Source organism: Cupriavidus sp. AU9028, from assembly GCF_019795295.1.
GTDB lineage: Bacteria > Pseudomonadota > Gammaproteobacteria > Burkholderiales > Burkholderiaceae > Cupriavidus.
The window spans coordinates 191156-205413 of record NZ_JAIMCG010000002.1 but is presented as its reverse complement, the minus strand read 5'-3'; the positions used below and the strand labels follow the sequence as shown (position 1 = coordinate 205413).

The 14258-nt window shown below is 67.3% G+C and carries 15 protein-coding genes; 9 read left to right on the top strand and 6 right to left on the bottom strand.

All coding sequences use genetic code 11. The features are described 5' to 3' along the window. Nucleotides 1-6: 6 nt before the first annotated feature. The gene (locus K6V06_RS03220) at nucleotides 7-711 is read left to right on the top strand and encodes a surface-adhesin E family protein (RefSeq protein WP_255581556.1); all 705 of its coding nucleotides are present in this window, start codon (nucleotides 7-9) and stop codon (nucleotides 709-711) included. Nucleotides 712-744: 33 nt separating this feature from the next. Here the strand turns inward: K6V06_RS03220 and K6V06_RS03215 are convergent, their stop codons facing one another. After that, complete coding sequence (locus K6V06_RS03215; protein WP_222240137.1) at nucleotides 745-1098, bottom strand: hypothetical protein; 354 nt, start codon at nucleotides 1096-1098, stop codon at nucleotides 745-747. On the opposite strand from K6V06_RS03215, the gene K6V06_RS03210 reads away from it, so the two are divergent. The 3 genes from K6V06_RS03210 to mdoH all read left to right on the top strand — a co-directional run bounded on the left by K6V06_RS03210 (nucleotide 1097) and on the right by mdoH (nucleotide 5846). Further along, nucleotides 1097-1399, top strand: coding sequence for a hypothetical protein (locus tag K6V06_RS03210; protein ID WP_222240136.1), 303 nt, complete (start codon nucleotides 1097-1099; stop codon nucleotides 1397-1399). The two genes, K6V06_RS03215 and K6V06_RS03210, sit on opposite strands and share 2 nt — an antisense overlap. Before the next feature lie 323 nt (nucleotides 1400-1722). Beyond that, nucleotides 1723-3309 carry a glucan biosynthesis protein G gene (locus tag K6V06_RS03205; RefSeq protein WP_222240135.1) on the top strand — a complete coding sequence of 529 codons (1587 nt, stop codon included), beginning with the start codon at nucleotides 1723-1725 and terminating at the stop codon, nucleotides 3307-3309. Then, on the top strand, nucleotides 3282-5846 hold the full coding sequence (gene mdoH / locus K6V06_RS03200; protein WP_222240134.1) for a glucans biosynthesis glucosyltransferase MdoH: 2565 nt from the start codon (nucleotides 3282-3284) through the stop codon (nucleotides 5844-5846). The genes K6V06_RS03205 and mdoH overlap by 28 nt, the downstream gene beginning before the upstream one ends. A 101-nt stretch (nucleotides 5847-5947) precedes the next feature. On the opposite strand, the gene K6V06_RS03195 is transcribed toward mdoH, so the two are convergent. Next, a complete protein-coding gene (locus K6V06_RS03195) occupies nucleotides 5948-6523 on the bottom strand; it encodes a hypothetical protein (protein ID WP_370637370.1) in 576 nt (191 codons plus the stop codon). A 232-nt stretch (nucleotides 6524-6755) separates the two neighbouring features. Between K6V06_RS03195 and K6V06_RS03190 the strand changes: the two genes are divergently transcribed. From K6V06_RS03190 to K6V06_RS03175, 4 genes are all read left to right on the top strand, one after another. Then, a complete protein-coding gene (locus K6V06_RS03190; protein WP_222240133.1) occupies nucleotides 6756-7976 on the top strand; it encodes a Bcr/CflA family multidrug efflux MFS transporter in 1221 nt (406 codons plus the stop codon). 240 nt (nucleotides 7977-8216) lie between these two features. Further along, complete coding sequence (locus tag K6V06_RS03185) at nucleotides 8217-8501, top strand: HU family DNA-binding protein (protein WP_222240132.1); 285 nt, start codon at nucleotides 8217-8219, stop codon at nucleotides 8499-8501. Nucleotides 8502-8685: 184 nt separating this feature from the next. Further along, nucleotides 8686-9171 (top strand): acyl-CoA thioesterase, encoded by a 486-nt coding sequence (locus tag K6V06_RS03180; protein ID WP_222240131.1) that lies wholly within the window; start codon nucleotides 8686-8688, stop codon nucleotides 9169-9171. Continuing rightward, a complete protein-coding gene (locus K6V06_RS03175; RefSeq protein WP_370637369.1) occupies nucleotides 9172-9711 on the top strand; it encodes a CreA family protein in 540 nt (179 codons plus the stop codon). Nucleotides 9712-9748: 37 nt separating this feature from the next. Here K6V06_RS03175 and K6V06_RS03170 read toward each other — a convergent pair whose 3' ends face one another. The 3 genes from K6V06_RS03170 to K6V06_RS03160 form a co-directional block, all read right to left on the bottom strand. Continuing rightward, nucleotides 9749-10513: an SDR family NAD(P)-dependent oxidoreductase gene (locus tag K6V06_RS03170; protein ID WP_222240130.1), complete on the bottom strand. Its 765-nt coding sequence runs from the start codon at nucleotides 10511-10513 to the stop codon at nucleotides 9749-9751. Nucleotides 10514-10699: 186 nt separating this feature from the next. After that, nucleotides 10700-11566: an arylamine N-acetyltransferase gene (locus K6V06_RS03165; protein ID WP_222240129.1), complete on the bottom strand. Its 867-nt coding sequence runs from the start codon at nucleotides 11564-11566 to the stop codon at nucleotides 10700-10702. Continuing rightward, nucleotides 11563-12279: a Crp/Fnr family transcriptional regulator gene (locus K6V06_RS03160; protein WP_222240128.1), complete on the bottom strand. Its 717-nt coding sequence runs from the start codon at nucleotides 12277-12279 to the stop codon at nucleotides 11563-11565. The genes K6V06_RS03165 and K6V06_RS03160 overlap by 4 nt, the downstream gene beginning before the upstream one ends. Nucleotides 12280-12450: 171 nt before the next feature. On the opposite strand from K6V06_RS03160, the gene K6V06_RS03155 reads away from it, so the two are divergent. Further along, nucleotides 12451-12990 carry a DUF962 domain-containing protein gene (locus tag K6V06_RS03155; protein ID WP_222240127.1) on the top strand — a complete coding sequence of 180 codons (540 nt, stop codon included), beginning with the start codon at nucleotides 12451-12453 and terminating at the stop codon, nucleotides 12988-12990. A gap of 184 nt (nucleotides 12991-13174) precedes the next feature. Here K6V06_RS03155 and K6V06_RS03150 read toward each other — a convergent pair whose 3' ends face one another. Next, nucleotides 13175-14116: a LysR substrate-binding domain-containing protein gene (locus K6V06_RS03150; RefSeq protein ID WP_222240126.1), complete on the bottom strand. Its 942-nt coding sequence runs from the start codon at nucleotides 14114-14116 to the stop codon at nucleotides 13175-13177. Nucleotides 14117-14258: the final 142 nt, after the last annotated feature.

Below are 14258 nucleotides of genomic sequence, written 5' to 3'. Positions count from 1 at the left end.
CTGCCCATGCCGATCTCCGCTTCGTCTTCCGCGTCTTCTGCGGCGGCTTCTGCCGCCGCTTCCGCCGCCGCTGCTTCCGCCGCTTCCGCCGCCCGCCGACCCGCTCCCGCCTTTGCCGCGGGCCGTGGCTCGCGGTCGCACGTCCAGCGTGCCCTGGCGGCCGCCCTGCCCGTGCTGGTTGCGGCGCTGCCCGCCGGCCTGTCCGGCGCCGTCCATGCCGCACCTGCCGGCGAGGCGGCCAACGCGCCCCGTTCCCAGGGTCTCTACCAGTGCCGCGGCCCCAATGGCGGGACCGTCTTCCGTTCGACTCGCCAGGATGGCTGCATCGTGCTTGCCAGTCCCGATCCGGCTGCGCCCGACCCTCAACGCTGGGTGCCGCTGATGGGAATGAACGGCGTGATCTCCTATCTGGATCAACGCTCGGTGCGCCGCCGCGGTACGCAGGTGGGTGTCGTACTGATGCGCAACTCCCCTAGCGGCGTCATTCAGACCGCGAACGGTGAGCCGATCCGCTCATCGCTGCGCCGCATGGTGCTCGACTGCTCTACGTCGATGTATGCGGTCGTCGATCAGACGCTCTATTCGAAGCGCTTCGCGCGTGGCGAGCCGCTCTATACGATCGCCGGGCGCCGCCAGCCGCAACCGGCCGCCGCCGGCACGATTGCCGGCGAGGTGATCGAGAGGATGTGCCGAAGCTATCCGGAGGGTTAAGCTGCACCGACGGGCAGCCGCCGTCCCGCGGCCCTACTGCCCGACGATGCTCGCTTTCCACCGGCCATCGCCCTGCCGGCAGAACCAGCCGGTCCACGACTCCTGGTTGCTCGCGCGCCGCAATTCGCTGCGTACCCGGCGACAGGGCTGCCGCATGTCTTGCCGGCTCTCCAATACGCTGATGGTGGCCCGGATCGCCGGGCGGCGGCGTGTCGCCGGGACCGACCACGGGGTCACGGCGCCGTCGGCGCTGCCGGTCAACGCCCGGTTGACCGCGCCGGCGAACGAGCGCGCCTCGCTCTGGCTCATGGTGCCAACGATGGTGCTGGCCAGGTAGTGATCGACATAGCCGTGGGCGGCGGACGCGAACAAGGCCAATGCCGCCATGCAGAACCTTCTCGTTTGGCACGCGATTCCTGCCCGGCTGCCGCCATTGCGCTCGGTTCGCCTGTCCATCATGGGTTGCCTCCAGACCATCTTCCGTATCGTTGCGTGGGTTTGGCCGGAAAATGCCGGTTTAGTCACTCGCAAGAACGGTAGCCTGCCAGCCGAATCGGGGCGTGGCGGTTCGGCGGCGAACAGGACTGGCAACAGGCGGGAAAACGAGGGCGGCGCGCCTGCCATTCCTGTCCCTGGCCGCGCGCAAATGCTGGCCCCCGGCAGCGTCCTCCAACCTATGCAGGATTGACGGCTCGCGGGGAACCAGTAAAGGTTTCACGAGTCACTTTCACGTCAAGACAGGCAAAAAGAGCAGCATAGAGCATGCGCGCCCGCGCGCACATTGAACCGAAATGAGGACAATGCGCAATCAAGGTTGCATTTTGTTGCACAGTTTGCGTGATCGCAACGTGACTTTTGAGGATTGAATTGTTAAGGTTTTGTCCCGCATTGCAGCAAAACGACAAGTCCCCCGGTGCCGTTCCTCGAATGGCGCCCCTCACCGATCGACGGAGAGCCCGACATGGCGCCTTCCGTCTCTGCTTTCCGATTCACCGCCTTCACTACGGCAACATGACCGCTACTGTTCCGCTTCCGGTTCTCCCTGACCGTTCCCGTGCCTCGGCCCTCGGCCGTCAGCCGGCGCGGCACGGCGCCCGGCTGGGCCGCTGGCTGCTGGCGGGTATGCTCGCGTGCGGCGCCATGGCCGCGCATGCCTTCAGCTTCGATACGGTCGCGGCGCGCGCCCGCCAGCTGGCCAACAGCCCGTACAAGCCCCCCAGGCACGAGCTTCCCGCCGAACTGCGCCAGCTCTCGTACGAGCGTTACCGCGAGATTCAATTCAAGCCGGAGCGCTATCAGTGGCGCGACGCCAAGCTGCCGTTCGAACTGTCCTTCTTCCATGAAGGGATGGTGTTCGACAAGCCCGTCAAGATCAACGAGGTGGTCGGCAGCCGCATCCGCGAGATCCGCTTCGACCCGTCCTCCTTCAACTACGGTTCGCACAAGTTCAACCCGGAGTCGCTGAAGGGGCTCGGCTTCGCCGGCTTCCGCGTACTGCATCCGGTCAATGGCAAGCACAAGGACGAGGTGGTGTCCTTCGTTGGCGCCAGCTACTTCCGTGGCGTCGGCAAGGACCAGTGGTACGGCCTGTCGGCACGGGGCCTGGCGGTCGATACCGCGCTGAACTCGGGCGAGGAGTTTCCGGACTTCGTCGAGTACTGGATCGAGCGGCCCGCTCGTGGCGACAAGCATCTGACGATCTATGCGCTGCTGGACTCGCGGCGGATGACGGGGGCCTATCGCTTCATCATCCGTCCTGGCGCGGATACCGAGACCGAGGTCAAGGCGCGGCTCTACATGCGCGAGAACGTCACCAAGCTTGGCCTGGCGCCGCTGACCAGCATGTATCTGTTCGGCGAAAACCAGCCGGCCCCGAGCACCGACTTCCGCCCGGAAGTGCACGACTCGGACGGCCTGTCCGTCCAGCTGGGCACTGGCGAATGGATCTGGCGGCCGCTCGTCAATCCGCGCCGACTAATTGTTACATCCTTCTCCGCAACGAATCCCGAGGGGTTCGGTCTGATGCAGCGCGACCGCAATTTCGCCAGCTATCAGGAAATCGGCGAATGGTATGAACGGCGGCCGAGCGGGTGGGTGGAACCGAAGGGCAACTGGGGCTCGGGCCGGGTCGAACTGGTCATGATCCCGACGCCGGACGAGACCAACGACAACATCGTGGCCTACTGGGTCCCGGACAATCCGCCCAAGCCCAGGCAGCCGTTCGATTTCGAGTACCGCCTGCTCTGGCAGAAGGACAAGGAGCGGCAACCCCCGCTGTCCTGGGTCACGCAGACCCGGCGCGGGCCAGGATTGAGTCGCGACAAGGAAGACACCAGCTTCTCGTATGTCGTCGATTTCGAGGGGCCGGCCTTCAAGAAGCTGGAAGCGAACGCGCATATCGACGCGGTGGTATCCGCCGACGGCAATGCCGAGTTGCTGCGCACGCAAACCAGGCGTAACGAGGCTACCGGGGGGTGGCGCATGACGATGTTCCTGCGCCGCAAGGATGACAGCAAGCCGGTTGAGTTGCGCGGCTATCTTCGCAACGGCAATACAACCCTGTCCGAGACGTGGAGCTACATCTTACCCCCAGGCTGAAGCAGCGCACCGCCCCCGAGGCGTGCGAGCGCTACCTCGAACAGCTGCCGGTGTCTTCCGAGCAGCGCCGGGAACTGCTGGCCGATATCGAAGCGCATGACGCAAGCCGCGGCGACGCGGAGACCGCGCTGCGCCGCCTGCAGCAGTCGCTGGCGGCCAGCGAGGGCGGCAGTGTTCCCACCGGCGGCGCCTATGCGTCGATCGAGCGGCGGTTGCAGCTCGCCTATGGCGACCCCCGTATCGACGGCGAGCCGCTGGTCGAGCACCGCGCCGACGGCAGCGTGCATGTGGCGACCGGCCCCGAGCCGCGCCGTGCCTCGATGGTGCCGCGGCCCTGGCCGCCCCATGTCATCGCCGGATTCCTGCGCAACGCCTGGCGCGGCATGCTGGGCAAGCCGCCCGCTCCGGAACCGTGGGACACGCTGCATGACGGCCCCGATGCCGAGGGCAAGTGGCATCCCGCCGGCGCGCACCGCCGCTGGGTGCTGCTGGTGCTGGTGATCCTGCAAACCGCGATGGCGACTTACTTCATGTCGACGGTGCTGCCGTACAAGGGCGCCGATCTGCTGGAGAGGGTGACCCTCGGCCTGTTCGCCGTCTTGTTCGCATGGGTGTCCGCCGGTTTCTGGACCGCGATGATGGGCTTCCTGGTGCTGGCCAAGGGCGGCGATCGCCATCTGATCTCGCGCAGCGCCGCCAGCGACGCGCCGATCGCCGACGATGCCCGCACGGCAATCATCATGCCGATCTGCAACGAGGACGTGACACGCGTCTTCGCCGGGCTGCGCGCCACCTACGAATCGCTCGAGCGCACGGGGCAACTGAAGCACTTCGACTTCTTCGTGCTCTCCGACAGCGGCAATCCGGACCTGAAGACCGCCGAGACCAATGCGTGGATCGAGACCTGCCGCGCGGTCAACGGCTTCGGCCGCATCTTCTATCGGTGGCGCCGTCATCGCGTGAAGCGCAAGACCGGCAACGTCTCGGACTTCTGCCGCCGCTGGGGCAGCAAGTACCGCTACATGGTGGTATTCGACGCCGACAGCGTGATGAGCGGGGAATGCCTGGCCACGCTGGTGCGGCTGATGGAAGCCAACCCCGGCGCCGGCATCATCCAGACCGCGCCGCTGGCGGCCGGGCGCGAGACGCTGTACGCGCGCATGCAGCAGTTCGCCACGCGCGTCTACGGCCCGCTGTTCACCGCCGGCCTGCATTACTGGCAGCTGGGCGAGTCGCACTATTGGGGCCACAACGCGATCATCCGCATCAAGCCCTTCATGGAGCACTGCGCGCTCGCGCCGCTGCCGGGCAAGGGGCCGCTGGCCGGCGAAATCCTGTCGCACGACTTCGTCGAGGCCGCGCTGATGCGCCGGGCCGGCTGGGGCGTGTGGATCGCCTACGACCTGCCGGGATCGTTCGAGGAACTGCCGCCGAACCTGCTGGACGAGGTCAAGCGCGACCGCCGCTGGTGCCAGGGCAACCTGATGAACTTCCGGTTGTGGATGAAGCAGGGCTTCCATACGGTTCACCGCGCCGTGTTCCTGACCGGGGTGATGGCGTACCTGTCGGCGCCGCTGTGGTTCCTGTTCCTGGTGCTGTCCACCGCGATGCTGGCCAAGCATGCGCTGGTGCCGCCCGAGTATTTCTCGCAGCCGTACCAGCTCTATCCGAACTGGCCGGAGTGGCATCCGGAGAAGGCGCTGGCGCTGTTCTCCGCCACCGCGACGCTGCTGTTCCTGCCCAAGCTGGCCGGCGTGCTGCTGCTGTTGCGCCAGGCGCGGCAGTATGGCGGGGCGATCCGCCTGACGCTGTCGATGCTGATCGAAATGTTGGTGTCGGCACTGCTGGCTCCGGTGCGCATGCTGTTCCATACGCAGTTCGTGCTGGCCGCCTACATCGGCTGGGGCATCTCGTGGAAGTCGCCCCCGCGCGAGGACGCCGAGACGAGCTGGGGCGAGGCATTCCGCCGCCATGGCTGGCATACCGTGCTGGGCCTGGCCTGGGGCGGTCTGGTCTACTGGCTCAACCCGGACTTCCTGTGGTGGCTGCTGCCGATCGTCGGTTCGCTGGCGGCGTCGATTCCGCTGTCGGTCCTGCTCTCGCGCGTCAGCCTCGGACGCCTGACCAAGGCACAGCGCCTCTTCGTGATTCCCGAGGAAGCGCATCCGCCGCGGGAACTGGTGGATACCCAGCGACATGTTGCCGAGGCCGGCCCGGAACCGAAGTTCATCGATGCCGTGGTCGATCCGGTCACCAACGCGCTGATGTGCGCGACCGGCACGACGCGACTGGTGCAACCGGCGGCCACGCAGCGCCAGCACGCGGTGCTGGTGCAGCAGGCGCTGACCTCCGGTCCGGACGCGCTCGATCCGAAGCAGAAGCTGCTGCTGCTGAACGATCCGCTCGCCTTGTCGAGGCTGCACGAATCGGTCTGGGCATCGGCGCTGGCCGACGAGGGCTGGAAGCAGTCGCGCGTGCTGCCGGCACGGCGGGCCGCGAACGTGGTGCCGCTGCGACCGCGCGGGGCGGCGGCTTGATGCAGGACCGACGCCGCTGGGTCCCCGCCCGTGCGGGGACGACAAGGTGAAAGCAGAAGGCCCGTGCCGGGAAACTGGCACGGGCCTTTCTCATGTCGCGCTCAACGCAGCGCCGCCGTGCAGATCGGTCCGTTGATATAGACGTCGCCGACGCGGCGCTCGCCCTTGCCCTTGCGGGTCATGTAGCGGAACAGCATGCTGATGCCGAGCTTGGTCAGGATCTCGACGTCGCGGTTCGCGCAGATATTGCGCTGCAGGGGCGCGGCATAGCTGACTTCGAAGCTGGCGAGGTCGAGCATGGGGCCGCGATAGTTGACCAGTTCGAGCTGGAAGAGGATGTGCTTGCCGGGGACTGCCTGGCAACGGCGCAAGCGGGTTTCGGTGTCGATGTCGATCGGCAGCGCGTCGTTCAGCTCGCGGCAGGCGCGGGCGAGGATGCCGTCCGGGCGGCGGGAGCCGCGCAGCAGCTCGGGAACGCCTGCTGCACCGGTGTTCTGCCCGGTCGCGGCGCCGCGCAGCATCTGGGTCAGCGCGTCGGGCTGGTGGGCGCCATTTGCCGCTCCTGTCGCCGTGGGCGCCGATGCCGGACGTGCTGGCGTCGCAGCCGCAAGCGACGCGCTCAGCAGGCATGCGGTGATGGCCAGCGGTGCGGTCGTATGGATCGGTCTTGTTCTCATGCAGATCAGGAACACCTGGAGCGGTATGGATGCCCGTCAGGCAGCGGGCAGGCAGCTCGCCGGCCGGGTGGCATTGTAACCTCCGCATGTCGCTGGCGAAACCCGTGCTTCGCGGGGTCAGTTCAGCTATGCAACAATTGCGCCTTTGATACGCGCCGCCGGCCTTGCGCCGCAGCGGCGGCATTGCTGCCGCGGCCCGTCGCCATGGCGGTCGTGCTTCGCGCCCACATCGATGACTTCCGTTCCCTCCGCACCGTCACGCTTTCCTCTCTGGCTTCTCATCTGCGGCGCACTGATGGCGCTCGGCCCGATCTCGATCGACATGTACCTGCCGGCGTTCCCGTCGCTGGCGGGCGACCTCGGGGTGGGCATCGACCGGGTGCAATTGACGCTGGGTACGTTCCTGGTCGGCCTTGCCGCCGGGCAGGCGTTCTATGGCCCGCTCAGCGACCGCTATGGGCGCAAGGCGCCGCTCTATGTCGGACTGGGCCTGTACGTGCTGGCGGCGGTGGGCTGCGCGCTCGCGAACGATGTCGACGCGCTGATGGCCTGGCGCTTCCTGCAGGCGGCCGGAAGCTGCGCCGGCGTGGTGGTCGCGCGGGCCATGGTGCGCGATCGCCTGCAGGCCCATGAGTCCGCGCGGGCATTCTCGTCGCTGATGCTGGTGATGGGCCTTGCGCCGATCCTCGCGCCGCTGATTGGCGGCGCGATCCTGACCGCATGGGGATGGCGCGCCATCTTCTGGGTGATGGTGGCCGCCGGCACGGCGGTCCTGCTGCTGGTGCATTTCCGGCTGGAGGAATCGCTGGACCGCTCGCGCGTGGTGCCCCTGCGGCTCGGCCAGGTGTTCCGCAACTACGGGGAGCTGCTGCGGGACCGGGAGTTCCTTGGCTATTCGCTGTGCGCCGGCTTCGCCCAGTCTGGCATGTTCGCCTATATCGCCGGTTCGCCTTTCGTGTTGATCGAACTGAACGGCATCGACCCCTCGCACTATGGCTTCGTCTTCGGGGCCAATGCCATCGGGCTGATCGGCATGTCGCAGGTCAACGCGGCGCTGGTGCGCGGCCGCTCGCTCGATCGTGTGCTCGGTCTGGCGCTGTTCGCGCCGTGCCTGGCCGGCGTGATGCTCGCCATCGCCGCGATCGCCGGCCTCGCCGCGCTGCCCGTGCTGGTGGCCGGCTTCTTCCTCTTCATCGCCGGCCTCGGCTGCATCAACCCCAATGCATCGGCACTGGCGCTCGCGCATCAGGGCCATCGTGCCGGCACGGCCTCGGCACTGATGGGAACGCTGCAGTTCGGGCTCGGTACGCTGGCCGGCGTGGCCGTCAGCGTCTGGCACGATGGCACGGCGGTTCCGCTCGGCGTGGTGATGGCAACCGCCGGCATCGGTGCCGTGCTGATGCGCGCCGTTGGCCGCGGCGGACAACGCCTGCGCGAGTCCGGCGCTGGCTGAGTGCGGATGGCCGCTGGGCAAGCAGCCGCGCCCCATAATGGCGCTCCAACCCTCCCCAAATGCGTGAAATGGCGGGGAAAACAGCGCCAAAACCGGCTTGACTCGGTGATTTCTCGCATTTTCGTTGCATCGGTGCTACTGGGGATTGCTTCGCTTGCAAGCGGCGGATTAGACTGCGCCGTCGGTGAAACAGCCCCGCGCCAGAATCGCCGATGACGACGACCAACAAGGGAAACAGCCATGAATAAAGGTGAATTGGTATCCGCCATCGCAGCGGACGCGGAACTGAGCAATGCTGCAGCAGAGCGCGCACTGAACGCCGCGCTGGAAAACATCAAGAAGGCCGTCGCCCAGGGCGAATCGGTGACGCTGGTTGGCTTTGGCAGCTTTGGCGCGGGCAAGCGCGCTGCCCGCACCGGCCGCAACCCGCGTACCGGCGAAACCATCAAGATTCCCGAGGCCAAGACCGTCAAGTTCTCGGCCGGCCAGGGCTTCAAGGACGCCCTCAACCAGAAGAAGAAGTAAGCTCCGCCGCTCGCGTCGTCGGCATCGCGCCGGTTGCGCTTGCAAGATGCCGCGCAAGTTCGCGGTGCGGATTCCGGAAAAAGCGGCCTCGATGGCCGCTTTTTCCATTTGCGCCGTCGGCGGCAAACGCCTTGTCTTGCGACCGCGCTACACTGCAATCCCTTCGGCCTTCTCCCGCTGCACCATGAACGACCTTTCCCACCAGCTTTCGATGACCGTGCTGATGACGCCGGACATGGCGAACTTCTCCGGCAATGTCCACGGCGGCACGATCCTCAAATACCTGGACATGGTGGCCTACGCCTGCGCGAGCCGCTATGCCGGCCGCTATGTGGTGACCCTGTCGGTCGACCAGGTGGTGTTTCGCCAGCCGATCCACGTCGGCGAACTGGTGACGTTCCTGGCTGCGGTGAACTACACCGGCCGCAGTTCGATGGAGATCGGCATCAAGGTGATCACCGAGAACATTCGCAGCAAGCTGGTGCGCCATACCAACAGCTGCTACTTCACCATGGTCGCGGTGGACGACGAGGGCCGCCCGGCCGAAGTGCCACCGCTGGTGCCGCGCGACGAGGTCGAGCGGCAGCGCTTCGACGCGGCGCAGCGCCGCCGTCAGCTGCGGCAGGAAATGCAGCAACGGCATGACGAGATCAAGGGGGCGGTGAGCTGAATGACGCAGCAAGACATGACGAGTCACCGGCGCGGTCTTCCGCGGCCCCTGTCCACCGCACGAGGCGGCAAGGCATGGTTGGCGGCCGTCGCCGGCGCGGCTGCCGTTTCCATCGCGCCGCCGTCCTTGGCCGAGGAACTGGGCAGCGTCAATACCAACTTCCGCGTGACCGGCTCCGACCGCGTGGTGGTCGAGGCCTACGACGATCCCGCGGTGCCGGGCATCACCTGCTACGTGTCGCGCGCCCGCACCGGTGGCATCAAGGGCGCGCTCGGCATGGCGGAGGACCCGGCGGAAGCGTCGATCGCCTGTCGTCAGGTTGGCCCGGTTTCGTTTCCCGCGCCCCTGCCCCGGCAGGACAGCGTGTTCTCCGAGCGCATGTCGGTCCTGTTCAAGGCGCTGCACGTGGTGCGGATGGTCGATGGCAAGCGCAATACGCTGATCTACCTGACCTATTCCGACCGTATCGTGTCCGGCAGCCCGCAGAACAGCGTCAGCGCGGTGCCGATCGACCGGGGGACACCGATTCCGGTGAAGTAGGGAGGGCAAGGGGCCGCGCGGCCCCTGCAGCGCGGCGTCAGATGGTGACGCCGCCGTCCACGACCATCGCCTGGCCCGTCATGAAGGAGCTGGCCTGCGAGGCGAGGTAGACCGCCGCGCCGGCAATCTCGACCGGTTCGCCGATGCGGCGCAGCGGCGCATTCTCGGTCGACTGACGGTAACGCACCGGGTCTTCCCACAGCGCCCGTGCAAAATCGGTGCGGATCAGGCCCGGCGCGATGCAGTTGACACGCACGTTGTGCGGACCGAATTCGACCGCCAGGTTGCGGGCGAGCTGGAAGTCGGCCGCCTTGGAGACGTTGTAGACCCCGATGGTGGGCGAGCCGCGCAGGCCGCCGATCGACGACACGATGATGATCGAGCCTTCCTTGCGCTCGATCATCTGCGGCGCCACCATGTGGATCAGCCAGTGGTTCGAGATGACGTTGTTGTCCAGCACCTTGCGGAACTGCTCGTCCGTCACGCCGCCCATCGGGCCATAGTAGGGATTGGACGCCGCGTTGCAGACCAGGATGTCGATGCGGCCGAACTGCCGGTTGGTCTCGTCGACCAGGTTCTGCAGGTCTTCCTTGGAGGAGATATTGGCCGGCACCGCAATCGCGGTGCCGGCGCCGTGCTGCTGATTGATGGCATCGACGACCTCGCGGCAGGCTTCTTCCTTGCGCGACGAAATCACGACCTTCGCGCCTTGCACCGCCATCTGTTCCGCGATCGCGCGGCCGATGCCGCGGGAAGAGCCGGTGATGATGGCAACCTTTCCGGTCAGGTCGAACAATGACATGGGAGTCTCCTCTACCGATCCTGTCTGGGGATCCATTTTTTTAGCCCCGGCAATCGAGCGCCAGGGACCGCCAGATTATGCGTTGCAGCATGTTGCACGTCCAGCCGCCTGACGGCATGCCAGCAGTCATATCAGCATTCTTTCTGCGGGCGATTCATGCGGTGCATGATCCCGCCCGCATGCGCGCTACATCAGCCCCTGCAGCCGTCGCGCAAGCGCCTCGTCGGTGGCGGCATCGAGGGCAAGCCCGAAGCGTTCGCGCAGTACTTCCACGACGGCCTGGGGCGTTTCCAGCCGCCGGTTGCGCACGGTGCCATCCGGCTCGCGTTCGGTCAGCTCGTTGTTGCGCATGGTCAGCCGGGTGCTGCCGTCGGTCCGCGCGACCAGCAGATTGCCGGTGAAAATGCTCTGCGGATGCGTGCTGACGTACCAGTTGCGTGCCTGATAGTCGATCCACTGTTGCGGGGACAGGTCGAAGCGATACAGCTTGAACCAGCCGCCGTCACCTTCGCATTCGAGGTCGAACAGATGCATGCTGCCGGACGACACGGCCGACAGCGGGGCAGCAGCAAGCCGATAGCGCATCCCCTCGGCGACGGGCTCCGACAGCGGCAGCGCACCCGGCGGGGTCGGACCGCCAAAGCCCGCATCGGCGATGTAGTCGCGGTGCGCCACGCGCACGTGCAGCAGCAGGTGCGATTGCGGGCTGGGGGTCGATTCATCCAGTCCCCAGCGCACGCGCGCGGCGAGCGGCGCGACATCGAAGCCCAGTGCCGCCAGCGCGGCGGCCAGCAACGTGTTCTGCTCGAAGCAGTAGCCGCCGCGACGGCGCACCACCAGCTTGTCGAATACCGCATCCGGCTCGATAGGAACCGGCAAGCCCAGCAGCGGGTCGACATTCTCGAACGGTATCTGCCGCAGCTGCGCCGCGATGATCGCGTCGAGCGTCTCGAGCGTGGGCGCGCCGCGGCCGGGCAGGCCGAGGCGGTCCAGGTAGGCGTCAAGCCGTTCCGGCGCAAGAACGGGTGTGGCGTGCAGGGGGTTTTGGCTCATTGCATTTCCTCCAGTGCGCGCAGATCGCGCAGTTCGATATCGGCATAGCGAAGGGACAGCAGGCCGCGTGCTTCCAGCTCGCGCAGGGCCTGGTTGACGGTCTGGCGTGACAATCCGAGCATTTGTCCAAGCTGCTCCTGCGGCAGATGGATCGACCGCGGCCGCGGCGTGTCGACCGCGTCGCCGTAGGCGCGCGCGATCGCCGCCAGCCGTCGCGCGGTTCGTGCGATCGGTGGCAGCAACTGCGCTTCCTCGACATAGCGGAAGGCCTCGCGCGTCTTCCCGGCCAGCAGCTTGCCGAACTCGCGCCACCACTGCGGATGGTCGGCGAGCATGGCGTCCAGCCGGCTGCGGGACAGATGCAGCAGCGAGGTGTGTACCGAGGCACTGGCCGCGTGCGTGCGGGACAGTCCGTCGAACAGGCAGATCTCGCCAAACCACGCCCCGGGGGCGAGCAGGCCGAGCAGCGCGACCTTGCCGTCAGGATCGGGCGCATGGATCAGCATGGCCCCGGCGGCGACGGCGTACAGGCCGTCGAAGGCGTCCCCACGGCGGAACAGCACGTCTCCCGGGTCCAGACGGCGCGCCACCGCGTCGCCCAGCATGCGCTGCTGCATGGCGTGCGGCAGCGCGGCAAACCAGGCCCCCGCGCGGATGGCAGACAGGGCCAGCGCATCGGGGGCAGGAGACAGGTCGCTGCTGGACGAATTCATCGGGCAACTCCGCGGAAGGGGGCGGCGCTACCGGTCCTCCGGCAGCGCCCATTCCGGCCGGCGCGGCGACTGTCAAAAAGTGGACAGACCGCTTCCGTCGCGCACATTACTATAGTTCGGCGATCGCATTCCAGCGGGGCAAACACCCGTGTGTCGCCACCGGAGACCACCATGAAGACCCTGACGCAGCATCTGTCGAACTACGCCGCCTACCACCGTGACCGGCGCAATGTCGTCACGCATTTCATCGGTATCCCGATGATCGTGCTGGCGGTGACCACGCTGCTGGCGCGGCCGCGCTGGGAGCTGGGCGACGCCGCCGTGCTGACCCCTGCGATGGCGGTGTACCTGCTGTCGTGCCTGTTCTACCTGCGCCTGTCGGTGGCGTTCGGCGCGGCGATGACGGCGATCCTGCTGGCCTTCCTGATCGCCGGGCACTGGATCGGCGCGTTGCCTACCGGGCAATGGCTGGGGCTGGGCATCGGCCTGTTCGTCATCGGCTGGATCGTCCAGTTCGTCGGCCACTACTACGAGGGCCGCAAGCCGGCCTTCGTCGACGACCTGGTCGGCCTGCTGATCGGCCCGCTGTTCCTGGTGGCGGAAACCGCGTTCGCGCTCGGCTGGGCGCGCGACACTCGCGCGCAGATGGAGCGAACCGAGCCCACGGGACGGTCCAAGGCGGCCGGTTCGCCGGACACGCGCCGCGCATAGCACGTGGAAGGGGGGCGCGGATGGCGATGCGCAGCAGGCCCTCTCCCCCGGCCCCTCTTTCGCGAGGCGGGAGAGGGGAGCAAGCCGGCGGGTATATGAAGATACCAACGGTTTTCCCCCTCTCCCATTCAAGGGGAGAGGGCCGGGGAGAGGGCCGGGGAGAGGGGTTGGTCTACAGCCCCCGTCACCCCCGCGCCAAGCTGTCGACGTCGCCCGCCCGCGCGCATTCCCGCAGCCAGTCGCGCAGTTGCAGCACCGGGTCGTGCGCCGGCAAGCCCTTGCGGTGCACGAAGTAGTAGGCCTTGGCGGGCGGGCCATCCTCCGCGCCGGAAGATGCGCCGCCAGACGGGGGAATTGGCGCGATCAGCCGTCCCTGCTGCAGATCGGCCGCGATCAGGATGCGCGGGATCAGCGCCACGCCCAGCCCCGCCGCCGCCGCTTGCGCCAGCATCGTATAGAGATCGTAGCGGGGACCGCGCAACGGGGGAGGGCGTAGTCCCGCCCCGGCGAACCACTCGCCCCAGGCGCGCAGCCGGGTGGTCAGGTGCAGTAGCGGCAGCGCCTCCAGCTGCCTGGGCTCGAGCCGCTTGCGGCGCCCGAGCAGGGCCGGGCTGCATACCGGTATCGACGGCCCTTCTTCCATCAGGCGCTCGCCCTCGGTGCCGGGCCAGACGCCTTCGCCGTAGTAGATCGCGGCATCGAAGGGCGTATCGGCCAGCTCGAACGGCTCGGTGCGCGCCGACAGGTTCAGCGTCAGGTCCGGCAGCGTGCGGGCCAGCCCCGGCAACCGCGGCACCAGCCATTGACTGGCGAAGGTCGGTCCGATCGCCAGTTCGATGGTGCGCCCGAGCGGCCGCTGGGCCATCACGTCCAGGGTCACCTGCTCGATCTCGTCCAGCCGCTGGCGCACCTGCTCGGCATAGACGGTGCCGGCCGGGCTGAGCACGACCCGCTTGCGGATGCGGTGGAACAGCGGCACGCCAAGGCGCGCCTCCAGGCCGGCAATCTGCCGGCACACGGCGCTCTCGGTGACCGCCAGTTCGTCCGCGGCGCGGGTGAAGCTGCCATGCCGGGCGGCCGCCTCGAACATTTGCAAGGCGGTCAGGCTCGGGATTCCCCTACGCATCGGCTTGTCCTCCGCCGGGTGGAGCAGTTGATTCCATTTTGGAAGGATGTTCCTGCAAAGGAATCAATTGTATGAAGCCCCGCAGCGCCGCACAATGGTCGCCGCGCCGCAGCCGCCTCGCCCTCCCCGGGCGGCAATCCCT